At 60.7% G+C, this 22,406-nt stretch carries 20 protein-coding genes; 8 read left to right on the forward strand and 12 right to left on the reverse strand.

The genetic code is table 11. The features are described from left to right. Window positions 1-425: 425 nt before the first annotated feature. From J2T55_RS09795 to J2T55_RS09810, 4 genes are all read right to left on the reverse strand, one after another. The gene (locus J2T55_RS09795; RefSeq protein WP_259055931.1) at window positions 426-989 is read right to left on the reverse strand and encodes a DUF2062 domain-containing protein; all 564 of its coding nucleotides are present in this window, start codon (window positions 987-989) and stop codon (window positions 426-428) included. Window positions 990-1,148: 159 nt separating this feature from the next. After that, window positions 1,149-1,538 (reverse strand): DUF3775 domain-containing protein, encoded by a 390-nt coding sequence (locus J2T55_RS09800; protein ID WP_259055933.1) that lies wholly within the window; start codon window positions 1,536-1,538, stop codon window positions 1,149-1,151. Window positions 1,539-1,714: 176 nt separating this feature from the next. Beyond that, the gene (locus tag J2T55_RS09805) at window positions 1,715-2,593 is read right to left on the reverse strand and encodes a CPBP family intramembrane glutamic endopeptidase (RefSeq protein WP_259055935.1); all 879 of its coding nucleotides are present in this window, start codon (window positions 2,591-2,593) and stop codon (window positions 1,715-1,717) included. A gap of 139 nt (window positions 2,594-2,732) precedes the next feature. Continuing rightward, the gene (locus J2T55_RS09810) at window positions 2,733-4,190 is read right to left on the reverse strand and encodes a beta-barrel assembly-enhancing protease (RefSeq protein ID WP_259055936.1); all 1,458 of its coding nucleotides are present in this window, start codon (window positions 4,188-4,190) and stop codon (window positions 2,733-2,735) included. Window positions 4,191-4,402: 212 nt separating this feature from the next. On the opposite strand from J2T55_RS09810, the gene J2T55_RS09815 reads away from it, so the two are divergent. The 5 genes from J2T55_RS09815 to J2T55_RS09835 all read left to right on the forward strand — a co-directional run bounded on the left by J2T55_RS09815 (window position 4,403) and on the right by J2T55_RS09835 (window position 10,211). Further along, on the forward strand, window positions 4,403-5,668 hold the full coding sequence (locus J2T55_RS09815) for a 6-phosphofructokinase (RefSeq protein WP_259055937.1): 1,266 nt from the start codon (window positions 4,403-4,405) through the stop codon (window positions 5,666-5,668). A gap of 287 nt (window positions 5,669-5,955) precedes the next feature. Beyond that, window positions 5,956-7,992: a sodium-translocating pyrophosphatase gene (locus tag J2T55_RS09820; protein WP_259055939.1), complete on the forward strand. Its 2,037-nt coding sequence runs from the start codon at window positions 5,956-5,958 to the stop codon at window positions 7,990-7,992. A gap of 141 nt (window positions 7,993-8,133) precedes the next feature. Further along, a complete protein-coding gene (locus J2T55_RS09825) occupies window positions 8,134-8,604 on the forward strand; it encodes a hypothetical protein (protein ID WP_259055941.1) in 471 nt (156 codons plus the stop codon). Between the two features lie 43 nt (window positions 8,605-8,647). Beyond that, window positions 8,648-9,043, forward strand: coding sequence for a hypothetical protein (locus J2T55_RS09830; RefSeq protein ID WP_259055942.1), 396 nt, complete (start codon window positions 8,648-8,650; stop codon window positions 9,041-9,043). Between the two features lie 88 nt (window positions 9,044-9,131). Next, entirely contained in the window at window positions 9,132-10,211 is a 1,080-nt protein-coding gene (locus J2T55_RS09835; protein WP_259055944.1) for a calcium/sodium antiporter, read from the forward strand. Window positions 10,212-10,493: 282 nt separating this feature from the next. On the opposite strand, the gene J2T55_RS09840 is transcribed toward J2T55_RS09835, so the two are convergent. From J2T55_RS09840 to leuS, 8 genes are all read right to left on the reverse strand, one after another. After that, a complete protein-coding gene (locus J2T55_RS09840; RefSeq protein ID WP_259055945.1) occupies window positions 10,494-11,081 on the reverse strand; it encodes a Maf family protein in 588 nt (195 codons plus the stop codon). A gap of 81 nt (window positions 11,082-11,162) precedes the next feature. After that, the gene (rlmH, locus tag J2T55_RS09845) at window positions 11,163-11,633 is read right to left on the reverse strand and encodes a 23S rRNA (pseudouridine(1915)-N(3))-methyltransferase RlmH (RefSeq protein WP_259055946.1); all 471 of its coding nucleotides are present in this window, start codon (window positions 11,631-11,633) and stop codon (window positions 11,163-11,165) included. Window positions 11,634-11,646: 13 nt separating this feature from the next. Beyond that, window positions 11,647-11,997 (reverse strand): ribosome silencing factor, encoded by a 351-nt coding sequence (gene rsfS, locus J2T55_RS09850; protein WP_259055947.1) that lies wholly within the window; start codon window positions 11,995-11,997, stop codon window positions 11,647-11,649. An 11-nt stretch (window positions 11,998-12,008) separates the two neighbouring features. Continuing rightward, on the reverse strand, window positions 12,009-12,677 hold the full coding sequence (gene nadD / locus J2T55_RS09855) for a nicotinate-nucleotide adenylyltransferase (RefSeq protein ID WP_259055948.1): 669 nt from the start codon (window positions 12,675-12,677) through the stop codon (window positions 12,009-12,011). A gap of 102 nt (window positions 12,678-12,779) precedes the next feature. Beyond that, window positions 12,780-14,036, reverse strand: a complete 1,257-nt coding sequence (locus tag J2T55_RS09860; RefSeq protein WP_259055958.1) for a glutamate-5-semialdehyde dehydrogenase — start codon at window positions 14,034-14,036, stop codon at window positions 12,780-12,782. 13 nt (window positions 14,037-14,049) lie between these two features. After that, on the reverse strand, window positions 14,050-15,075 hold the full coding sequence (holA, locus tag J2T55_RS09865) for a DNA polymerase III subunit delta (RefSeq protein ID WP_259055965.1): 1,026 nt from the start codon (window positions 15,073-15,075) through the stop codon (window positions 14,050-14,052). 11 nt (window positions 15,076-15,086) lie between these two features. Beyond that, window positions 15,087-15,623 carry an LPS-assembly lipoprotein LptE gene (locus J2T55_RS09870; protein WP_259055966.1) on the reverse strand — a complete coding sequence of 179 codons (537 nt, stop codon included), beginning with the start codon at window positions 15,621-15,623 and terminating at the stop codon, window positions 15,087-15,089. Then, complete coding sequence (leuS, locus tag J2T55_RS09875) at window positions 15,620-18,205, reverse strand: leucine--tRNA ligase (protein WP_259055967.1); 2,586 nt, start codon at window positions 18,203-18,205, stop codon at window positions 15,620-15,622. Before leuS ends, J2T55_RS09870 begins: the two co-directional genes overlap by 4 nt. A gap of 397 nt (window positions 18,206-18,602) precedes the next feature. On the opposite strand from leuS, the gene J2T55_RS09880 reads away from it, so the two are divergent. The 3 genes from J2T55_RS09880 (at window position 18,603) to pstA (ending at window position 22,267) form a co-directional block, all read left to right on the forward strand. Continuing rightward, window positions 18,603-19,625, forward strand: a complete 1,023-nt coding sequence (locus tag J2T55_RS09880) for a PstS family phosphate ABC transporter substrate-binding protein (protein WP_259055968.1) — start codon at window positions 18,603-18,605, stop codon at window positions 19,623-19,625. Between the two features lie 222 nt (window positions 19,626-19,847). Then, the gene (gene pstC, locus J2T55_RS09885) at window positions 19,848-21,083 is read left to right on the forward strand and encodes a phosphate ABC transporter permease subunit PstC (RefSeq protein WP_259055969.1); all 1,236 of its coding nucleotides are present in this window, start codon (window positions 19,848-19,850) and stop codon (window positions 21,081-21,083) included. A 20-nt stretch (window positions 21,084-21,103) separates the two neighbouring features. Continuing rightward, window positions 21,104-22,267, forward strand: a complete 1,164-nt coding sequence (gene pstA / locus J2T55_RS09890; RefSeq protein ID WP_259055970.1) for a phosphate ABC transporter permease PstA — start codon at window positions 21,104-21,106, stop codon at window positions 22,265-22,267. Window positions 22,268-22,406 lie beyond the last annotated feature (139 nt).

Here is a 22,406-nt window from a genome sequence, read left to right on the forward strand (position 1 = left end):
CACTCTTTCCAGGGCATCGGAGGTCTCCCTCAAATGCCTTTATTGTGTAACCCATGTCTCCGGAATACGCTGTCACCTATGTATCGGGAAGCTCAATATTTTCCAGCATAAGCTATTTCGTTAAGTGATATTCTTTATAGGTTTCTCGTGAAGAAAATATCATTGACTTGCTGATGTGCTGCTTCTTTATTGGACATATTTGTTAAGTAGTTTCCTGAAGTATTAATACTAACAATTCAACAAATATCCATGCTCTAAGGCTCTATAGTCCCTCCTGCAAGTGATACGCGATAAGTAGTGTCACAATCACGACTTGGCGGTTCTCGAGTTTCAGTTCGAGTACGCCAGGCGCATAGCGTCTTTCCATTTGTCGATCGAGTAGTCACCACGGCCAAGCCAGATGGGTGCAGCCAACTCGATGATCGTCACGCTCCACCATTTACAGCACCGCTCGCGTTCAATTTCTTGTTGGCCCGTGCACTCCGCCGGGCTGCGCGCTTGCGCTCCAGCTTCCGGCTCAGGTACGACCAGACGTGCAGTGTTATTGAATAGCCGGCGACTGCGGCCGGTGTCGCGATCAATAGACTCCCCAGCAGTCCAAGTAATATCTCGCGGCCGGCATCGCCCAGCAAAGGGCTGAAGAACATGTCGGGTTTGAGCAGATAACCGAATATGAACTCACCGATAACATTAAACAGCCAGTACAATGGCAGCATGGTGAAGGGATTGCTGATCCAGGAAATGGCGAACGCCGCGGGGAAATAACCGCGCAGCAGCATGCAGCCAACCAGCATGAATACGGTCTGAATGCCGACTGTGGGTGTCAGGCCGACGAACAGACCCACAGCGATGCCGCGGGCAACACTTTCGCGATCCCAGTGCAGGCATCCGCCCGCGTGAAGCAGCCAGTTCAATCGCGGATGATTGCGTTGCCAGTTCTTGAATCGCTGCCGGTTGCGGTTCCTTTGGCGTCTTATGAATCCAGCCATGCAGGTTATGTTGCCATGTCTGTTAAATTAATCGGAAATCGAATGGCACATTATTATCGATGTTTTTGGCCGATATTATTGGCCGATGCTGTTGGTTGGGATAAACGCTCCGAGATGACGTGTTGTAGCTTGACCGATTCGGAGCATGTCGGCAATGTGTCAATCACCACATCCATACCCCAGACTCCACAACCCTTCCTGTAAATAATCTGCGACCTGAGGTGTTGCGACAACGTACTCGGCGGTCCTGGAATTCCAGCTGTCATGCGCGTCGCGAATGGCATCGCGCCACTCGCTGGCGTCGTAATCGCCGCGGCCGAGCCAGATCAGCGCGACCAGTTCCACCTGGTGGCTAGGATCGAGATCCTGGATGATGTACTTGAGTTCGGACAGGGTGGAATCGTCGGCGTGGTCGGCGAGCATCTGCATGGCCCAGTCGTCGCCGCCGTCCCATTCGTTTTCATGCGGAATCGAGACTTCCTCCTTGGCATGAAACTCCTGGCACTTCTCGATAATGGCGCAGACGACTTCCGGGTTGATGTGCAACATGTTACCAGGCTCTGTATCAGCGGGGTGCTGATCTAAACATAGCACCAACAGCGCAAAGCGGAAGCGTTGGTCCGGATTAAGTACCGGAAATGGTTAACAGTAGTTTATGGGCGCTGGCAGCAGCGCTGAAAGCAGGCGGGTTGCCAGTTCCCGCCACAGGCCCATATGCCGGGCCGTCAGTTGGCCGGTTTCCGGTAACAATGCCAGCCGTAAACGGCGAGGATTACCAACAGCCAGACGGTGGTCAGCCAGCCGAGCCGGCTGCTGTAGACGTTGACGAGAAAGTCGTAATCCGTGCCGGTTGTCTTGTCGGCGATCTCGCTGTGCAGCTTGATGACCATGACAATGCCGGCATGCAGGCCGAACGCGCGCCAGACGTGGCCGTCGCGCCAGCGCAGCAGGCACAGTAGTACCCCGAGCAGAAACAGTGTCAGAAAATGGCTCAGTATGCCCGGTCGGAACATCTGCCCGACGGCCTCGGGGAACAGCGCCAGACCGGTGAGCCAGGTGATGTCACCGTCCGGGGACGGGTACTCGAGAAAATGCACGGCGGAATACAGCAGGCTGCTGAGCAGGATGGTCCAGAACAGGTTGGTACGCCTTTCCAGGCCACTGTACAGCGCACCGCGGAACAGCGTCTCCTCGATGATGCTGGCGCCGAAACCGGCAACCAGGCCGATCAGCAGGGCCTGCAGGAAAAACGCCGGCGTGAAGGACGCATCCGGGTCGAGGTGGCTGAGCCCGAGCAGCGACAGCAGCAGTACCGGCACCGCCATGACCAGCATGCCGAGGCCATAGGATTGCGCCAGCGCCGGCAGCAGACCGGTGGCCGGTCGCCGGTAGCCGATCGCGGCCAGGCTGAACGGCATGGTCCAGCGCACATACAGCAGGCTGGCGACCAGACCGCAGAGCAGGCTGCTGCGTTCGGCGACGCTGCTGAATTCGACCATCGGCAGTAAAAGATGGACTGGATAGGCCAGCAGCGCACCGGCGGCCAGCGCGGCGCCCACGAGTACGACAAAAAACACTATCTGGAAAAGCAGCCGTGCGCTCATGCGTGACGAAATAACGGAAATAGGCGCGCTAGTGTAACGGTTCGTAATCGCTACGACAGCGATTAATCGTCACGTCGGGAAAGAATCCGATCATGGCCATGACCGGGTCAGCGGCGTCGGTCACGTTCTGTATCTGCCCCTATATCTGCAACTCACGCCTGAGCTCCAGTTCTTCCTGGTACTGGTTCAGACGGGCGTCGATGCGCTGTTGCTGGTAATAATTGATGCCCGGCTGGCGCTGGGTATGTTTCAGGCGCTCGATGGCGAGCGAGGTGTCGCCGATCAGATACAGGTACTCGGCCTGGGCGATGTCGCCCTCGATCTTGTTACCGGCCTGGGATTCGGCCTGCGACAGCAGTTCATAGTATTGATGATCGGTCGGATTGGAGCGCCCGTACTGGCGCAGTACACCGCGTGCCTCGGCGGGTTGGCCGGCATCGAGCAGCGTATCCGCGCGCGCCAGTACCAGCGGCCGGTAGTCGGGATAAAGCTGCTGCATGCGTTCGTAGATGGCCAGTGCCTCGCCATAGTTCTGCTGCTCGGCCTGCAGGCGCGCCGCGGCCAGCAGGAAGGCCGGTTTTTCATCGTCGTGTTGCAGCAGTATGTCGATTTGTTGCTGCGCCTTGTCGAACTGGCGCGCATTGGTCAGGGCGACGGCGTAACCGTAACGTGCCGGTATGATTTGCTTATTTTCGGCGTCGTCGAGTATTTCCTTGAGCCGGCTGACTGCTTCGCGTGCGTTTTTGCCGCTGTTGGCAAGTATCTTCATGCGGATCAGCTCGAATGACTCGGTTTCATCCGGCACGATTGGCGGGTATTCCTCGGCGCGCGCGCGCGCCTCGGCAATGCGGTTACTGGTCAATGGATGGGTGCGCAGGAATTCCGGCGCGTTGCCCTTGTAGTAACGCGAGGAACGCTGCAGCCGTTCGAAGAAGCCGGCCATGCCGCCTGGATCGAAGTCCGAGCGCGCCAGGATCTTCATGCCGATGCGGTCGGCTTCCTGTTCGTTGGCGCGGGTGAAGTTGATACCGTACTGGGCCTGGGCCCCGGCCACCGCGGTAAGCGCGGCCTGGCCGGCGGCGGGATTGATGATGGTCAGCAGGATCGAGCCGATCATCGAGGCCAGCATCGGCATGCTCATGTTCTGTTGCACCTCGAACATGCGCGCCAGGTGGCGCTGGGTGATGTGCGCGATTTCGTGCGCGACCACGCCGGCGAGTTCGCTTTCGGTCCGGGCATTGATGATAACGCCGCTGTTGATGCCGATGATGCCGCCGGGCGCGGCAAAGGCGTTGATCATCTCGTCCTTGACGACGAAGAACGTGTACGACTGCGAGGTGTCGTCGCTGTTGGAGACCAGCCGGTAGCCGAGCGACTGGATATACGCCTCGACTTCCGGGTCGTCGTAGATGGTGGCGTTCTTGCGCACGCTGCGCATGAACGCCTCGCCAATGCGCTGCTCCATCTGCGGCGATATGATGCTGCCCGCCGAGTCGCCGAAATCCGGCAGATCCAGGTTGCTGACGTCCGCGTAGGTCGGTGGCGGGCTGAGCAGCAGCGCCAGGCCAATGGCGGTGAGCAGACTGGAAATGCGCATGATGGTGTTGGAATCCGGAATTTAAGAAACGGGCCGGTATTTTGACCTGTACAGGCGGCCGAGTTCAGCCGCTGACCTGCTTGCGCGGGCCAAATCATGAATTCGCCGCCGTGGCTTATCATGGCCGTCCAGAGCTAGCATAATAATGTGACTGATGCAGATACCAGTATGAACGTTACATTAAAAGACTGAACGGGGATTACTCAGCAACCATGGCCAAACCGAAGAATGCCTTCTATGCCCAGTCCGGCGGGGTCACCGCCGTCATTAACGCTTCCGCCGCCGGCGTCATCGAGACCGCGCGCAAGCACAAGGACCGGATCGGCCGCGTCTACGCCGGCCGCAATGGTATCATCGGCGCGCTCACCGAGGATCTTATCGATACCAGCCGTGAGTCGGCAAAGGCCGTTGCTGCGCTGCGGCACACGCCCGGCGGCGCCTTCGGCTCGTGTCGCTACAAGCTCAAGAGCCTGGAAGAGAACCGCGCCCAGTATGAGCGCCTGATCGAGGTCTTCCAGGCGCACGACATCGGCTACTTTTTCTATAATGGCGGCGGCGATTCGGCCGACACCTGCCACAAGGTGTCGCAGTTGTCGAAGAAAATGGGCTACCCGGTACAGGCCATCCACGTGCCGAAGACCGTCGACAACGACCTGCCGCTGACCGACACCTGCCCCGGTTTCGGTTCGGTGGCGAAATACGTGGCCGTGTCCACCCGCGAGGCGGCGCTGGACGTGAAGTCGATGTCACGCACGTCAACCAAGGTATTCATCCTCGAGGTCATGGGCCGGCACGCCGGCTGGATCGCCGCCGCCGCCGGACTGGCCGGCGAGAATCCCGGCGATCCGCCGCACGTTATCTTGCTGCCGGAAGTCACCTTCGACCAGGAGGCATTCCTTAAGAAGGTCAGGCAGACGGTCGAGAAATACGACTACTGCGTGGTGGTTGTCTCCGAGGGTACGCGTAACCCGGACGGTTCGTTCCTCGCCGAGGCCGGCACGAAAGACGCCTTCGGCCATTCGCAGCTTGGCGGTGTCGGCCCGTTCATCGCCCAGATGGTCAAGGACAAGCTCGGTTACAAGTATCACTGGGCGGTAGCCGACTACCTGCAACGCTCGGCCCGGCATATCGCCTCGAAAACCGACGCCGATCAGGCCTATGCCGTCGGCAAGGCGGCGGTCGAGTATGCCATCAAGGGTGACAACGCGGTGATGGTGACGATCGAACGCAGCTCGGACAAGCCGTATCGCTGGAAGCTCGGCAAGGCCAATCTCAGTCGCGTTGCCAATCACGAGAAGACACTGCCGAAGCGGTTCATAACGCGCGACGGTTTCGGCATCACCGCCCAGGCGCGCCGCTATCTGGCACCGTTGATCAAGGGCGAGGACTATCCGCCTTATAAAAACGGCCTACCCGACTACGTCACATTGAAAAACGTGGCGGTGAAGAAGAAGCTCAAGACCGACTTCGATATCTGAACGCAGCGCAGCATCCAGACTGACGGCCGGGTAATGGTGGCATATTTTATTTGCCGGACTATTATTAGGGGAATGTTGTTGCCGGGTCGTCGCTAGAAGTGGCGGGCGCAACAACATCAATCAGCCATGGCCGCGTTTCAAGTCGTAGCCAGAATAACAATGAATCATGACGCGGCCGGCCGGCCTGTCCGGGCCGGTACAGAGCAATAACGCATGTCAGGGCCTGCCCCGGCCAGGGGCGGGTCTTGGTCATGAGTTCTAATAATAACGCCTGGGAGTGTTGCGTCATGTTGACTGTCTTTACTGCTTTGGGTTTTGCCATTCTGTGCGGTGCATTGGCGATCGTTTACGGGGCCTGGTCGGTACGCTGGGTACTGGCCCAGCCGGAGGGTAACGATCGCATGCGCGAAATCGCCGCGGCCATTCAGCAGGGTGCAGCGGCGTATCTGAATCGTCAGTACACGACGGTTGCCATCGTCGGTGTCATTCTTTTCATTCTGCTCACTATCGTGCTCGGTTGGGCGACCGGTATCGGTTTCCTGATCGGCGCGGTATTTTCCGCGCTTGCCGGCTATATCGGCATGCATATCTCGGTGCGCGCCAACGTGCGTACGGCGCAGGCGGCGAGTCACGGCATCAATGCGGCCATGCAGGTCGCGTTCCGCGGCGGTGCCATCACCGGCATGCTGGTCGTCGGCCTCGGGCTGCTCGGCGTTGCCGGCTACTACGCCATCATCCTGCCGATTATCGGTGAGGAGAAAGCGCTGCATGCGCTGGTCGGTCTGGCCTTCGGCGGTTCGCTGATTTCCATCTTCGCGCGATTGGGTGGCGGCATCTTTACCAAGGGCGCCGACGTCGGTGCCGACCTGGTCGGCAAGGTCGAGGCCGGCATTCCCGAGGACGACCCGCGCAACCCGGCGGTGATCGCCGACAATGTCGGCGACAATGTCGGCGACTGCGCCGGCATGGCAGCCGACCTGTTCGAGACCTACGCCGTGACCGTGATCGCGACCATGCTGCTGGGCCATCTGATGGTGAGCGAACTCGGTCCCAACGGCGTGCTCTACCCGCTGGCGCTTGGCGGCGCCTCGATTATTGCCTCAATCATCGGCACGTTCTTCGTCAAGACGAAGGAAGGCGGCAAGATCATGGGCGCGCTGTACAAGGGTGTGATCATATCCGGCGTTCTGGCGGCGATCGCGTTTTACCCGATCACCGTGATGATGATGGGTGCCGATGGCGTCAATCTGTTCTACTCGGCGCTGATTGGCCTGTTACTGACCGCGGCGATGGTCGTCATCACCGAGTATTACACCGCCACCGAGTTCGGTCCCGTGCGGCGCATCGCCGCGGCATCCGAGTTCGGCCATGCCACCAACATCATCGCCGGTCTCGGTGTGTCGATGAAATCGACGGCGCTGCCGGTCATCGCGGTATGCCTGTCGATCTACGGCGCCCACGAGCTGGCCGGTCTGTACGGCATCGCCATTGCCGCCACCGCCATGCTGTCGATGACCGGCATGATCGTCGCCCTCGACGCGTTCGGTCCGATCACCGACAACGCCGGCGGCATCGCCGAGATGGCGGAACTCGATTCGAGCATCCGCGATGTCACCGATCCGCTCGATGCGGTCGGCAACACGACCAAGGCGGTGACCAAGGGCTACGCCATCGGCTCGGCCGGCCTGGCCGCGCTGGTGCTGTTCGCCGACTACACCCACAACCTCAAGGCGGCCGGCAAGCTGGTCGAGTTCTCGCTTGACGACCCGGCCGTGATCATCGGCCTGTTCATCGGTGGCCTGGTACCGTATCTGTTCGGCGCATTGGCCATGGATGCCGTCGGTCGCGCCGCCGGTGCCGTGGTCGGCGAGGTGCGGCGCCAGTTCCGCGAGATCGGCGGCATCATGGAGCGTACGGCGAAACCGGACTATTCGCGTGCAGTCGATATGCTGACCAAGGCGGCAATCAAGGAAATGGTGATCCCGTCGCTGTTGCCGGTGCTGGTGCCTATCGTTCTGGTGGTGCTGATGAACTGGCTGATGGGCGGCGATGCCGGCACGCGGGCGCTCGGTGGCCTATTAATCGGCACCATTGTTACCGGCCTGTTCGTCGCCATCTCGATGACCGCCGGCGGCGGTGCCTGGGACAATGCGAAAAAGTACATCGAGGACGGCAATCACGGCGGCAAGGGATCCGAGGCGCACAAGGCCGCGGTGACCGGCGATACGGTCGGCGATCCCTACAAGGACACTGCCGGCCCGGCAATCAACCCGCTGATCAAGATCATCAACATCATCGCGCTGTTGCTGGTGCCACTGCTTTGAGTTGACGGCTTAGGGGAGCCGACTGCCGGCTGTTCGCCTTTGGCGGGTCAGGGCGGGCAGCCGGTTTTTTATTGCCGCGCGTGAATCTGTTGGCGGTTATCTGTTCTAATGCATGGATGACCATTTGTACGGGAGTTGAACATGCAGAGCAGTGAACTCAAGGAACAGCTGGCGCAGCCGAGTTATAGGCTGTTTGTCGAAGAAGGCGCCGGTGTCGATCTGGCCCGCGAGGTTGGCCAAAGCATTGGCAGCCACGTATTTGCCAGCGAGGATCCCAATCAGGTGATCACCGGCATCATCAACATGGAAGCCTATTTCCACCACCTGCGCACGACGGCGCTGCAGGCATTAAAACGCCAGCTGGCCGCGGGCTACAGCGCACTTGCCGCCATAGAACACGACGCCGGGGCCGATATCGTCGTGCTTGACGATGGGACCTCGCTGACGGTACCCGGGCACACGGCGCCGGCATTGAATGAACTACTGCAGAAACTCGGCCCGGCGGAAGGTTATGATAATCCGCGGCTGTGCCTGGAACTGATCCAGCAGACCAGTCGCCTGATGCTGGTCATGGGTCTGCCGAGGCTGCTGCTGCGCAACAATAACGCCTGAGCCCCGCGGCAGAAAGGCAGTGTCGTGCTAGACTTTAAGGAGCATGAACTGCTATCGACAAGCTGTCGTGTTCGGTGCCCTGGGGCTGGCGATGGGCGCCGATTTGCCGGCCGTCGATTTCGAACAGCTCGATGAGGCGGCACGGGCATTTGCGCAACGCGATGACGTCCAGGCCCTGGTCGAGGACAACCGGCCGCAGCTGGCCAAAGCCTACCCGCTGGTTATTCGCGATTACTTTATCCGTTCGGCCAATACCGATCCCCTGCCCGAGCCGCGCCCGACCCAGGTGGCCAAGTGCGCACGCCATTACGAGATGACCTGGTTGCAGCGTCGCTATGTCTGGCCGGTTACCGAAGATGGCACACCCGACTGGCGCAGCATTTACATCCAGGCCCTGGATCACTATCTGGGCTTTTGTCTGCGCCAGTCGCAGCGCTAGTTCTCTAAAGCTGTATGGTTGCAGCTGATTATGTGCCGGCAGGTTCTTGTATCATGATCCGCTCTATCTTTACTGGATGATTGTTTCCATGAGCGCTTCGGTTCTGCTGTTTTTCGTGTTGGGTCTGTTGCTGCTGGTTGCCGGTGCCGAGGTGCTGGTGCGCGGCGCGTCGCGACTGGCTGCCAGCCTTGGTATTGCGCCGCTGGTGATCGGTTTGACGGTGGTGGCGTTTGGTACCAGCGCGCCGGAAATGGCGGTCAGCGTTCAGTCGGCACTCAGCGGCCAGGCCGGGGCGGATATTGCCATCGGTAACGTTGTCGGCAGTAACATTTTCAATGTGCTGTTCATTCTCGGTTTGGCGGCGATCATTGCTCCGCTGTTTGTTTCCCAGCAGCTTATTCGCATCGATGTGCCGATCATGATCGGTGTGTCGATACTGCTGCTGTTACTGGCACTGGATGGCAGCATCAGCCGCGCCAACGGCGTGTTGCTGTTTGCCGGTATCATTGCCTACACCGCATTCGCGATTATCAAGGGTCGCCGCGACGTGGCGATGGTCGAAGCCGAGTATGCTCAGGAGTACGGCCATCCGGCGAAAGGCATTGGTGCGCAACTTATCAATATCACGGCTATTATCATCGGTCTGGCGCTGCTGGTTCTGGGTGCCAACTGGCTGGTCGATGGCGCCATAACCCTCGCCCGTGCCTTTGGCATCAGCGAACTCGTCATCGGCCTGACGATCGTCGCCGCCGGTACTTCGCTGCCGGAAGTTGCGACCTCGGTGATCGCCAGTATCAAGGGCGAACGCGATATCGCCGTCGGCAATATCGTCGGCAGCAACATTTTCAATATCCTGGCGGTGCTCGGCCTGGCCGCGATCGTCGCCCCCGACGGCATCAATGTCTCGAGCGCCGCCCTGCAGTTCGATATTCCGGTCATGCTGGCGGTGGCGGTTGCCTGCCTGCCGATTTTCTTCTCCGGGCATCTTATAGCGCGCTGGGAAGGCGGCCTGTTCTTCGCCTACTACATCGCCTATACCGCCTATCTTATCATGACCGTAAGTGGCCACGGCTGGCTGCATGGCTTTGAAAACGCCATGCTGGCCTTCGTTATACCGCTAACGGTGATAACACTGGTGGTAACGGCCTGGCGGGCGAGAATGGAATAAATGATGGTCACCGCGAATGAACGCGAATACGCGCAAATGACTTGCCATTCATGCTGCATGAAGAATTAATGTATGACGAAAAAGCGGAACGGAGAACTGGATATGCATAAACCGGTGCGTGAATCGCAATAATTGTTCTCCCAATACTACATATTGACTGGTTGGCTATGGATTCCGGCTCTTCGGCCGGAATGACGACGACAACTATTCTTCTTAACGCCGATCATGAGCTTTCACATGTTGTTCCAGGCGTAATAAATAATGATTTGCGTTCATTCGCGTTTATTCGCGGTCTATATGATTCGATAGAACATCGATGCCGGCCTGCTCCAGCAAGCGCGCCGTTTCGAACAGCGGCAAGCCCATTACCGCCGAGTAGCTGCCTTCGAGACGGTTGATGAACGCCGCCGCCCGGCCCTGGATGCCGTAGCCGCCAGCCTTGTCCAGCGATTCGCCGCTGGCAATAAAGGCCCGGCATTCGGTTTCCGTGAGTGGTCTGAAGCTGACCCGGCTGAGACTGAGTTCCACGGACTCTATATGCGTGAGCAATACCACCGCACAGTAGACGTCGTGCGTGCGTCCTGATAGCCGCATCAGCATGGCCAGTGCTTCGTCTTCATCAGTCGGTTTGCCGAGTGGCTGATCGTCAAGAAACACTTCCGTGTCGGCGGCGAGGATCGGTTTGTCGTTCACCTCGCCCAGCTGTTCGCGTGCGGCGCGCGCTTTCTTCAGGGCCAGTTCGGGAACGTGAATACGCGCCGGATCGCCCTGCCACGTTTCGTCCATATCGACGGACAGGGTTTCGTACGTCACGCCGATCTGATCGAGCAGTTCGCGCCGGCGCGGGGATTTGGAGGCAAGGTAAAGCATCGTATCTAGTCGCTCGTATCTCGTATCTCGCGGATTACTCGTAAATAATAAATTATCGAGATACGCTTCACGAGATACGATTTACGCACGATGGTAAGGATGCCCTTCCAGCAGGCTGTTGGCGCGGTACAGTTGCTCTGCAACCATGATACGTGTCAGGCCGTGGGGCAATGTCAGCGCCGACAGTGACCAGCGCCAGTCGGCGCGTTGCAGGCAGCCGTCGGCCAGGCCGTCGGCGCCACCGATCATCAGTACCACGTCGCGACCGACCTGCAGCCAGTCGGCCAGCTTGCCGGACAATACACGTGTTGTGACGGACTGACCGCGTTCGTCCAGGGCGATGACATAGGCGCCTTCCGGTATGGCTTTGAGCAGACGTTCGCCTTCTTCCTCCCTGACCTGCTCGGCGTCACGGCTCTTGCCACGGCGCGGCGCACTGATTTCCTGCAGTTTCAGAGTGAGATGCGGCGGGAAGCGGCGTTCGTATTCACGATAACCGTCATTCACCCATTCCGGCTGGCGATTGCCAACGGCGAGCAGCAACAGGCGCATCGTCGCCGCGACTTCAGTGCCGGGCCGATTCCTGGATGCTGTCTTCGGGCATGCTCAAGTCACCGGACCACAGTTTCTCGAGCTGGTAATAGGCCCGCGCGGTCGGATGCATGATATGCGCCACGGCATCACCCAGATCGACCAGGATCCATTCACTCGGTACACCCTCGACGCCGATGGGCTGAATGCCCTGTTCCTTCACCGCTGCAACCACACCATTGGCGAGCGCCTTGACCTGCACGTCGGAGCGGCCACTGGCGATGATCATGGTGTCGGTGAAGGACGTGATTTCGCTGACATCCAGTACCTGGACATCGATCGCCTTCATATCATCCAGTGCTGTGACTATCGTGGAAGTAAGCATTTCATTATGAGTCATGCGTTGCGGGTATAGAGTTGATGTTGATGGATGTAATCCAGTACCGCGTCGGGCACCAGAAAACGTATGGTTTGCTCGTGCTTCAGTGAATTGCGCAACTGTGTCGCACTGATGTCCAGTGTCGGTATGGACTGAAAAAGAACGCAGCCGGCACGCTGCTCATGCAGGGCTCCGGGTGAATCGACTGCGTGTTGCGACAGGAGAGTTTGAATCGTTGGACTGGTGCTGGCGGTCTGGAGGTCGGCTGTAGACGGGCTCATGTCCGGGCGATCCACCACCACGAGGTGACAGTAATCAAGCAATTCCTGCCAGCGATGCCAGCCATCAAGCTGCCGGAATGCGTCCAGACCGAGAAACAGGCATAAGGGCGTTTCTTCAACCTCCGCATGCAACGACGCCAATGTCTCTACAGTATAGGACACATTTGCACGTTGCAACTCGCGCGTGTCGACTTTGCACTGCGGCAAATCGGCCAGCGCCAGCCGCAGCATTTCGGCGCGCTGTTCCGGCGTGGCGACCGGCGTCTTGCCGAACGGGTGCGTATGTACCGGTATGAAACGGACCTCTGACAGTTCCAGGGCCGCCAGCAGTTCCAGCGCCATGCGCAGATGACCAATATGCACCGGGTCGAACGTACCACCGAGGATGCCGATGGGCTTGCTCATGCGTATCTCGTCGCTCGTCGCTCGTATCTCGCGGAGTACGGGATTCTGCTATCGGCGGGTCGCATCGAGATACGAGATACGAACGACGAATAACGCGCACGTTTACGTGCGTACGTGTCCATCACCGAGGACGATGTATTTCAGCGAGGTCAGGCCCTCGAGCCCGACCGGGCCGCGGGCGTGAAACTTGTCCGTGCTGATGCCGATCTCGGCGCCGAGACCGTACTCGAAACCGTCGGCAAAGCGCGTCGAGGCATTGACCATGACCGAACTGGAGTCGACCTCACGCAGGAAACGCCGTGCATGGCTGAAGTCCTCGGTAACGATGGCATCGGTATGGTGTGAGCCGTGCGTCTCGATGTGCTCGATTGCCTCATCGAGGCCGGCGACGATCTTCAGCGACAGCACCGGGCCGAGGAATTCGGTGCGATAGTCCTCCTCGGTGGCGGCGGCGATGTCCGGCAGTATTTCGCGCGAACGCGCGCAGCCGCGTATCTCGATACCGGCGTCGCCGAGCAGCGGCGCGAGCTGCGGCAGCACCTGCGCGGCGATGCCGTCGGCGACCAGCAGCGACTCCATGGTGTTACAGGTACCCAGACGCTGGGTCTTGGCGTTGTGGGCGATGCGGATCGCCTTGTCGATATCGGCACCATCGTCGATGTAGACGTGGCAGAGGCCATCGAGGTGCTTGATCACCGGCACGCGGGCGTCGGCGCTTATGCGCTCGATAAGCCCCTTGCCGCCGCGCGGCACGATGACGTCGATGTACTCGGGCATGGTGATCATGGCGCCGACCGCGGCGCGATCGGTGGTTTCCAGCACCTGCACCGCGTCGGCCGGCAGATCCGCGGCGGCCAGGCCCGCGCGGATACAGCGCGCGATCGCCTGGTTTGAATGAATCGCCTCGGAGCCGCCGCGCAATACTGCAGCGTTGCCGGATTTCAGGCACAGCCCCGCCGCGTCGGCGGTCACGTTCGGCCGCGATTCGTAGATGATGCCGACGACGCCGAGCGGCACGCGCATGTGGCCGACCTGGATGCCGCTGGGCTGGTAGTTCAGGTCGCTGATCTGGCCGATCGGGTCGGGCAGCGCGGCAACCTCGCGCAGGCCCCGGGCCATGGCGTCGATGCGCGCGGCGGTCAGTTCCAGCCGGTCGAGCAGCGCGGCGTCGAGGCCGGACTGGCGGCCGGCTTCCAGGTCCTGCTGGTTGGCGGCGATCAGCGCGTCGGCCCCGGTCTCGATCGCTGTGGCGATCGCTTCCAGGGCGTTGTTCTTGACGCCGGCCTCGGCGCGCGCCATCAGCCGCGCGGCGGCGCGGGCGCGGCGGCCGATGTCCTGCATGGTGCTGCTGATATCCATGGTGTCGGTCAAATCATTGCATTGAAGGCAGCGAATCATACCCGGCCAGCCGGGCCAAAAGCCAGCCGAGCGACTGCCACGGGTCGCCGCCGGCGTAGCCCTTGAGCTGGGCGTCGATGCGGCCGCCGGCGTGCAGCAGGCGGTCGAGTTCGGTCGCCGAGTGGCGCCGGAAGATCTGCTTGAATGGGCCCTGCTGCTTGTCGAATATACGGTACTGCTTGAACAGCGCGGCCTCAGACTGGCCGCTGGTGCGGGCATGGGCGAGCGTGCAGGTGCGGCGCAGCTGCCACATCAGCGCGCCGTAGATGGCGATCGCCTCGATGCCCTCGGCGCGCAGGCCGTAGAGCATACGCAATGCACGTGGCAGGTCGCCGTTGTAGGCGCTGTTGATGAGGGCAAAGGCGTCGTAGCGGGCGCTGTCGGCGACCGCCGCGACCACCGCCTCGACGTCGACGCGGGCGTTGTCGTCGGTCAGCAGGCGCAGTTTCTCGATTTCCTGGGCGGCGGCGAGCAGGTTGCCCTCGACCTTCTGCGCGATCAGTTCGGCGGCGTCATTGTCGATGTTCAGGCCGCGGTCGCGGCAGCGCTGGCTGATCCAGCGCGGCAGCTGCGCCATGTCGACCGGCCAGACGCTGATCGTTACGCCGGCCTGGTCGATCGCCTTGAACCACTTGCTCTGCTGGCTGCGGTTGTCGATCCGGGCGCTGCTGACGAGCAGGATGGTGTCGGCCGGCGGCTGGCTGCAGTATTCGGCCAGCACCTTGCCGCCCTCGGTGCCCGGACCGCTGCCCATGCGCAGTTCGATCAGACGCTGCTCGGCGAACAGCGATAATGCCGCGGCTTCCTGCGCCAGGCTGTCCCAGTTGAAACCGCGTTCGACCTCAAGGACCTGGCGTTCGTTGAACCCCTGGGCGCGCGCGGCGGCGCGGATCGCGTCGCAGGTTTCCATGTGCTGCAGCGGCTCGTCGCCGCTGACGAGATAGACCGGGGCGAGCCCTTTCCTGAGATGGGCGCTGAGTTGTTCGGCCTTGAGGCGCATGATCGCGCGGTTTACTGGCTGTCGCTGTCGGCGGCGCCTTCCTGGTGGTTCTCGATGACGGCGCGGGCACGCAGCAGGGCCTGGCCGGCGATGAGCCGAGTGAGCTCATCGCGGATCAGCTGCTGCTCGTCGCCGGTGGCGATCACCGCTTCCTCGTCAAAGACGTAGTCGCGGCTGCTGCTGACACGTTCATCATCGAGCAGCGACTGGCCATCGCCGGTGGCCACCGACACCGCCACGCTGAGGATGAGTTCGTATTCCTCGACCTTGCCGGTGCGCGGCGAGACCGACAGGACTTCACGGCGGAAATCCTCGTTGTTCACGCGCAGGATGTAGTCGGCTTCGCTGGCCGATTTGGTCAGTTCGACGTCGGTGAGCTTCAGCTGCTGCTCGACCTCGCGGCCGGTATTGCCGCTGCCGCTGGTGTCGAGGAAAAGGCGCTCTGCGGGAATGCCGACGCTGTCGGCGCCGCGCAGGTGAAAACCGCAGCCGCTGACGAGCAGGCTGGTGATTAGAAGCAGGAATGCAAGGGATTTTATATTTGTCATGGCGCGACGATGTTTACCAGTTTGCCCGGCACGACGATCACTTTCCTGATCTCCTTGCCGGCGAGGAATTTCTGCACATTATCATCCGCACGGGCGGCGGCTTCCAGCGTTTCCTTGTCCGTGTCGGCGGCGACCGTGATGCGGCCGCGCAGCTTGCCGTTCACTTGGACCACCACCTCGACGCTGTCGCGGACCATGGCGGCTGCGTCGGCCCGCGGCCAGGCCGTGTCGATGATCGCCGCGTCGTGCCCCAGCTCGCGCCACAGCACATCAGTGACATGCGGCACGATCGGCGCCAGCAGCAGCACGGCGGCTTCCAGGCCCTCCTGCATGACGGCGCGGCCGCCGTCGCTGTCCGTATTCAGTTTCGCCAACGCGTTGATCAGCTCCATGACCGCGGCGATGGCGGTGTTAAAGGTATAGCGGCGGCCGATGTCGTCGCTGACCTTGCTGATCGTGGTGTGAATCTTGTGGCGCAGCGCGTGTTGATCGTCGTCCAGGCTGGTGACATCCAGCGCCGGCGCCGGGCCCTGGCCGATGTGATCGCTGGCCAGTTTCCACAGCCGCTTGAGGAAGCGGTGGGCACCGTCGACGCCGGCGTCCGACCATTCCAGCGTCTGTTCCGGCGGCGCGGCGAACATCGTGAACAGGCGCACGGTGTCGGCACCGTAGTGCTCGATCAGGCTTTGCGGGTCGACGCCGTTGTTCTTCGACTTCGACATGGTGCCGATGCCGGCTGACTCCACTGGCGTACCGTCGCTGATGAGCGTCGCCGACAGGCGCTGGCCCTTGTCGTCGCTTTTAACCTCGACGTCGTTCGGATTGAAGTACTCGAGCCGGCCGCTGTCGGTTTTGCGGTAGAAGATCTCGTTCAGCACCATGCCCTGGGTGAGCAGGTGCGTGAATGGCTCATCGACGTGGATATGGCCGAGATCGCGCATGACCCTGGTCCAGAAGCGCGAATACAGCAGGTGCAGAATCGCGTGTTCAATGCCGCCGATGTACTGGTCGACCGGCATCCAGTAATCGGCGCGGGCGTCGACCATGGCCTCGTTATTGTCCTTCGAGCAATAGCGCAGGTAGTACCAGGACGAGTCAACGAAGGTGTCCATGGTGTCCGACTCGCGCCGCGCGTCCCGGCCGCAGCGCGGGCAGATGCACTGGTAGAATTCGGGTGTCTTCGCCAGCGGATTGCCGCTGCCGTCCGGCACCAGGTCCGCGGGCAGCGTTACCGGCAGCTGATCGTCGGGCACCGGCACGTCGCCGCAGTCGTCGCAGTGGATGATCGGGATCGGGCAGCCCCAGTAGCGCTGGCGCGAGATGCCCCAATCGCGCAGCCGGTAGTTGGTGCGCTTGTGACCGAGTTTGCGGGCTTCCAGCGCCTGGGCGATGGCATCGACCGCGGCCTGGAATTCGAGCCCGGAGAATTCGCCCGAGTCGAAGGTGACACCGTGGTCGGTGAACGCTTCGCGGAGTGGCGTTTCCAGTTCGCCGTCGGCGGGTTTGATCACCGGTTTGATTGGCAGCCCGTACTGCTGCGCGAAGTCGAAGTCGCGCTCGTCGTGCGCCGGCACAGCCATCACCGCGCCCTCGCCGTAGGTCATCAGTACGTAGTTGGCGATCCACACCGGCAGCTCTTCACCGGTCAACGGATGCTTCACGTACAGGCCGGTGGCCATGCCCTGCTTTTCCTGGGTGGCCAGATCCGCCTCCATCACCGAGCTGCGGCGGCACTGCTCGACGAATTTTGCGATTTCGGGATTGCCCCGTGCCGCCTGTTCGGCCAGGGGGTGCTCGGCGGCCACGGCGACATAGGTCGCGCCCATCAATGTATCGGCGCGGGTGGTGAAGGTTTTCAGCGCGCCGTCGCCGTCGCAGTAGGGGAACCAGACTTCCACGCCCGCGCTGCGGCCGATCCAGTTGGCCTGCATGGTCTTGACGCTGTCCGGCCAGCCGTCGAGTTGTTCCAGGCCATCGAGCAGCTCGTCGGCGTAGCGCGTGATCGCCATGTAGTACATCGGGATCTCGCGCTTCTCGACCTCGGCGCCGGTGCGCCAGCCGCGGCCGTCGATGACCTGCTCGTTGGCGAGCACGGTCTGGTCGACCGGGTCCCAGTTCACCGTGCCGGTATGCTTGTAGATCAGGCCCCGTTCCAGCAGCCGCAGGAACAGCCACTGGTTCCACTTGTAGTAGTCCGGCTCACAGGTGGCCAGCTCGCGCTCCCAGTCGATGGCGAAGCCCAGTGCCTTGAGCTGGCCGCGCATGTAGTCGATGTTGTCCCAGGTCCACTGCGCTGGCGGTACGCCGTTGGCCATGGCAGCGTTCTCGGCCGGCAGCCCGAACGCGTCCCAGCCCATCGGCTGCAGGACGTTGCGGCCCTGCATGCGCTGGTAGCGCGTGATCACGTCGCCGATGGTGTAGTTGCGCACGTGGCCCATGTGCAGGCGGCCGCTGGGGTACGGGAACATCGACAGGCAGTAGAACTTCTCGCCGCCTTCCTCGCGCGCGGCGAAAGCGTTCGTTTCGTTCCAGCGCCGCTGGACTGCGGCCTCGATCGGGGCAGGGTCGTAGCGTTCTTGCATGCGGATTCTTTAAATGGCTTGCCGGGATGGAAAGCGGTCAAGGATACCGCAGACGGGCTTGGGCCGTGAAGTCACGGCGGGCAGGTCGCATGACTGGCAACACGCCCGGACCGCGCACCCGGCCGTGGGCGGAGCGATCCATGGAATCAGGGTTTTGCGGCCGGTGTAACCAAACGGTCATATTTCCGACGTAAAATTTGTCCCTGAAAACAGGGCAAAAACGAATTTATATACATGCAAATCAGGCAGTTGAAAAAGATTGTGCGATGCGGCGGCATTTACATAAAACAGTAACACTTCTCCGGTAACGTACCTCACCAGTCAGGACCCGGAGTCCTTATGACTATTGACGTAGCCACTTTAGAGATTACCTGAAGAGATTAAGGAGAGCGTTTCAATGAAACGAACAATGATAGGTCTGTTGGTTGCCTTGCCGGTGGCAATGGTACTCAACGTCAACGCCGCCGAAGCCCGTGACACGATTCGCATCGTCGGTTCCAGCACGGTGTATCCGTTTGCCAGTTACGTGACCGAGGAATTCGGTGCAACCACCGATTACTCCACCCCGGTGATCGAATCGACCGGTTCGGGTGGCGGCCTGAAGCTGTTCTGTGCCGGTGACGGCATGGATACGCCGGACATCACCAACGCCTCGCGCCGCATCAAGCCCAGCGAGCTGAAAACCTGCATGGACAACGGCGTCAAGAATATCACCGAGGCGATCATCGGTTATGACGGTATCGTCGTTGCCCATCACATCGACAACGAGCCACTGGCGCTGACGCGCGAAGAATTATTCCTCGCGGTCGCCGAAAAGGTGCCGCAGAACGGCGAGCTGGTGCCGAATCCGTACAAGAAGTGGAGCGACATCAACAGCGAACTGCCGAACAAGGAAATCATCATCCTCGGCCCGCCGGCCACCTCCGGTACCCGTGATGCATTCGAGGAACTGGTCATGGAAGCCGCCTCCGAGGATATGGAAGGCTACGACGGTGAAGCTTATACCAACGTGCGTCAGGATGGCCCCTGGGTCGATTCCGGCGAGAACGACAACCTGATCGTTCAGCGCATCACCCGCAACCGCGATGCCCTGGGCGTGTTCGGCTACAGCTTCCTGGAGGAAAATGCTGACAAACTGCAGGCCGCCACCATCGACGGTGTCGAGCCGACCCCGGAGAATATCTCCTCGGGTGATTACCCGGTTGCGCGCAGCCTGTTCTTTTATATCAAGAACAGCCACGCCGACAAGGTGTCGGGCATGGACGAGTATGTCGAGATGTTCATGAGCGACAAGATGATCGGCCAACGCGGCCTGCTCAAGCGTATCGGCCTGATTAATCTGCCGGAGAGCATGCTCGAGAAGGTCCAGAAGAGCGTCGCCGAGCGTGAAAAGCTGAAGATGAGCGATCTGGAATCCTGAGCAGACTGCTGACAGGATAAGTTGTTTGTATAATCAGGAACCGAACCATGGCCGGTCACATGCAGAGACGGCCGGCCATGGTTTTTATTTGCAGGATCATGAAGAATTCAAGGTCGGGCAGGTGATGTAAATGCCGCCTGCCGGGCACTACAAGGCAGTGCGCTGTCCAGTTGACTGGCGCACGCCGACACAAGACTTCAAACCGGAAAGATACTGAGCAGTATGGACACAGGGCAGACGATACTGAGCATTGCCGCCGGGCTCTCACTGCTGGCAATGATTGCTTTCTGGGTCGCACGCAAACAGGCGCTGGCCACCGAGTCCGGTGGCGTGCGCATGCACTCCCGGCCCGGCCAGTATGGCTGGTATGCCGCGCTGATGGCCATTCTGCCGGGTCTGGCCGTGGGCGCAATCGCTACATTCATGCACCTGTTCAACCTGGCTGCACCGGCACAGGGTGACATCGTTATTGCCGGCCTGCTGACGGCCGCCGCCGGTGCCTGGTATGGCATGCGCTCGATCAGCCCGGCGCTGCGCGCGCGCAATATCATCGATCGCGCCATTCGCTGGTTCCTGCTGGCCGCCGCGTTGGTGTCGATCGCCACCACCATCGGTATCGTGCTGTCGGTGCTGTTCGAGTCGATTCGCTTCTTCCAGCAGATCAGTATCTGGGAGTTTCTAACCGGCACCAACTGGAGTCCGACCGCCGATTTCAGTGTCGGTGAGGCTACGGGCGAATCGCGTTCCAAGTTCGGCGCGCTGCCGCTATTTACCGGTACGCTGGTGATCGCAACGATTGCCATGCTGGTGGCGCTGCCGATTGGCTTGCTGTCAGCCATCTATATGGCCGAATATGCGCCGCCGAAGATACGCGCCGTTGCCAAGCCGGTGCTCGAGGTGCTGGCCGGCATTCCGACGGTCGTCTACGGTTTCTTCGCCGCCTTGACCGTGAGTCCTCTCGTCATCGAGGTGGGTCAGGCCATGGGCCTGAACCCGTCGTTTACCAACGCATTGGCGCCCGGTTTGGTCATGGGCATCATGATCGTGCCGTTCATTTCCTCGCTGACGGACGACGTCCTCAACTCGGTGCCGGACAAGCTGCGCCAGGGCTCCTATGCGTTGGGCATGACCCGCGCCGAGACCGTCAAGAACGTCGTGATACCGTCCGCCGCCCCGGGTATTGTCGCGGCTTTTCTGCTGGGCGTGTCCCGGGCCCTAGGTGAGACCATGATCGTCACCATGGCGGCGGGCCAGAGTCCGAATATGAGCTGGAATCCGCTTGAGGGCATGACCACGATCACCGTCCAGATCGCGGCGACACTGACCGGCGACCTGGCCTTCGATACCCCGGCCACGCAGTCAGCCTTTGCCCTGGGACTGATGCTGTTCATCATCACCCTGACCTTCAATTACATTTCCTCGGTCATGATTCGCCGCATGCGCGCGCGTTACGTGTAGCCTGGATTCGCGAGTTCATCATGGAATTTGATTCAGCCTTCGAAGCACGAATGAAGAAACGCTACCGTGCTGAGCGCCGGTTCAAGGGGTATTGCATCACGGGTCTGGCAACGGCCCTGGTTTTTCTGCTCGTGTTTTTTACGGATATCATCGTCAAGGCCCTGCCGGCGTTGCAGCAGGCCGAGGTCCGCATCACGTATGTATACAATGAGGAGTCGGCGGATTTTCCCAGTGCCGGTATCCAGGAAGACTATTACGAACTGGTCAGTCGCGGCTGGCTGCGCATCGTGCCCAAGCGCATGCGCGACAATCCGGAACTCATGGGTACCACTGAACAAACCTGGGCCCTGGCCACGGATGGCGTCGATCAGTACCTCAAGGGGCAATACAACAAACTGAGCGAGGAAGAACAGGCGCTGGCGGATCGGATGGTGGCGGCAGGCAATCTGCGGCTCGCCTTCAACACCGGCTTCTTTACCACCGGCGATTCCAAGCTGCCGGAAATGGCCGGCCTCTGGGCGAGCCTGGTGGGTTCCATCTACGTCATGATCCTGACCTTCCTGTTCGCTTTTCCGCTCGGCGTGATGACGGCGGTGTATCTCGAGGAATTCGCGCCTGAGAACAAGCTGACGCAGTTGATCGAGGTGAATATCAATAACCTGGCCGCAGTGCCGTCGATCATCTTCGGTCTGCTGGGTCTGGCAGTGTTCATCAATTTCTTCGGTGTGCCACGGTCGACCGTGCTGGCCGGCGGCCTGACCATGGGCATCATGACCCTGCCACTCATCATCATCAGTGCGCGCGCGGCGTTACGCGCGGTACCCGACTCGATTCGCCAGGGCGCACTAGCCATGGGCGCCTCGCGCTGGCAGATGGTCAAGGATCATGTCCTGCCGCTGGCCATGCCCGGCGTCCTGACCGGCACAATCATCGGCATGGCGGTGGCCATCGGCGAAACCGCGCCGTTGCTGATCATCGGCATGGTCGCCTATATTCCGAATGCGCCGGAGACCTTCACCGATGCCGCAACCGTGCTGCCGGCCCAGATCTATACCTGGGCGGGCGAGCCGGAACGCTCCTACGTATCGCGTACTGCGCTCGGCATCATGGTCCTGTTGACCGCGATGATTACCATGAACGCGACAGCGGTCTACTTGCGCAACCGCTTTACCCGGCGCTGGTGAGGGATGTAACGGGCGATATGAAACCGAATCGAATCTACCGCTACGCAATGTACCCGCAAGTTGACATAGGGTAACCTAGAACATGAACGCACAGACATCAGAAAGCCGGACCATTGAGGCCGAACCAGGGCTAAAACCA

The organism is Methylohalomonas lacus, assembly GCF_024808875.1.
In the GTDB taxonomy this organism is placed as follows: Bacteria; Pseudomonadota; Gammaproteobacteria; order Methylohalomonadales; family Methylohalomonadaceae; genus Methylohalomonas; species Methylohalomonas lacus.

Excerpts from the sequence above, each read along its gene's own strand:
- J2T55_RS09795 (WP_259055931.1), bottom strand. The coding sequence starts at position 989 with ATGGCTGGATTCATAAGACGCCAAAGGAACCGCAACCGGCAGCGATTC.
- J2T55_RS09800 (WP_259055933.1), bottom strand. The coding sequence starts at position 1,538 with ATGTTGCACATCAACCCGGAAGTCGTCTGCGCCATTATCGAGAAGTGC.
- J2T55_RS09805 (WP_259055935.1), bottom strand. The coding sequence starts at position 2,593 with ATGAGCGCACGGCTGCTTTTCCAGATAGTGTTTTTTGTCGTACTCGTG.
- J2T55_RS09810 (WP_259055936.1), bottom strand. The coding sequence starts at position 4,190 with ATGCGCATTTCCAGTCTGCTCACCGCCATTGGCCTGGCGCTGCTGCTC.
- J2T55_RS09815 (WP_259055937.1), top strand. The coding sequence starts at position 4,403 with ATGGCCAAACCGAAGAATGCCTTCTATGCCCAGTCCGGCGGGGTCACC.
- J2T55_RS09820 (WP_259055939.1), top strand. The coding sequence starts at position 5,956 with ATGTTGACTGTCTTTACTGCTTTGGGTTTTGCCATTCTGTGCGGTGCA.
- J2T55_RS09825 (WP_259055941.1), top strand. The coding sequence starts at position 8,134 with ATGCAGAGCAGTGAACTCAAGGAACAGCTGGCGCAGCCGAGTTATAGG.
- J2T55_RS09830 (WP_259055942.1), top strand. The coding sequence starts at position 8,648 with ATGAACTGCTATCGACAAGCTGTCGTGTTCGGTGCCCTGGGGCTGGCG.
- J2T55_RS09835 (WP_259055944.1), top strand. The coding sequence starts at position 9,132 with ATGAGCGCTTCGGTTCTGCTGTTTTTCGTGTTGGGTCTGTTGCTGCTG.
- J2T55_RS09840 (WP_259055945.1), bottom strand. The coding sequence starts at position 11,081 with ATGCTTTACCTTGCCTCCAAATCCCCGCGCCGGCGCGAACTGCTCGAT.
- rlmH (WP_259055946.1), bottom strand. The coding sequence starts at position 11,633 with ATGCGCCTGTTGCTGCTCGCCGTTGGCAATCGCCAGCCGGAATGGGTG.
- rsfS (WP_259055947.1), bottom strand. The coding sequence starts at position 11,997 with ATGCTTACTTCCACGATAGTCACAGCACTGGATGATATGAAGGCGATC.
- nadD (WP_259055948.1), bottom strand. The coding sequence starts at position 12,677 with ATGAGCAAGCCCATCGGCATCCTCGGTGGTACGTTCGACCCGGTGCAT.
- J2T55_RS09860 (WP_259055958.1), bottom strand. The coding sequence starts at position 14,036 with ATGGATATCAGCAGCACCATGCAGGACATCGGCCGCCGCGCCCGCGCC.
- holA (WP_259055965.1), bottom strand. The coding sequence starts at position 15,075 with ATGCGCCTCAAGGCCGAACAACTCAGCGCCCATCTCAGGAAAGGGCTC.
- J2T55_RS09870 (WP_259055966.1), bottom strand. The coding sequence starts at position 15,623 with ATGACAAATATAAAATCCCTTGCATTCCTGCTTCTAATCACCAGCCTG.
- leuS (WP_259055967.1), bottom strand. The coding sequence starts at position 18,205 with ATGCAAGAACGCTACGACCCTGCCCCGATCGAGGCCGCAGTCCAGCGG.
- J2T55_RS09880 (WP_259055968.1), top strand. The coding sequence starts at position 18,603 with ATGAAACGAACAATGATAGGTCTGTTGGTTGCCTTGCCGGTGGCAATG.
- pstC (WP_259055969.1), top strand. The coding sequence starts at position 19,848 with ATGGACACAGGGCAGACGATACTGAGCATTGCCGCCGGGCTCTCACTG.
- pstA (WP_259055970.1), top strand. The coding sequence starts at position 21,104 with ATGGAATTTGATTCAGCCTTCGAAGCACGAATGAAGAAACGCTACCGT.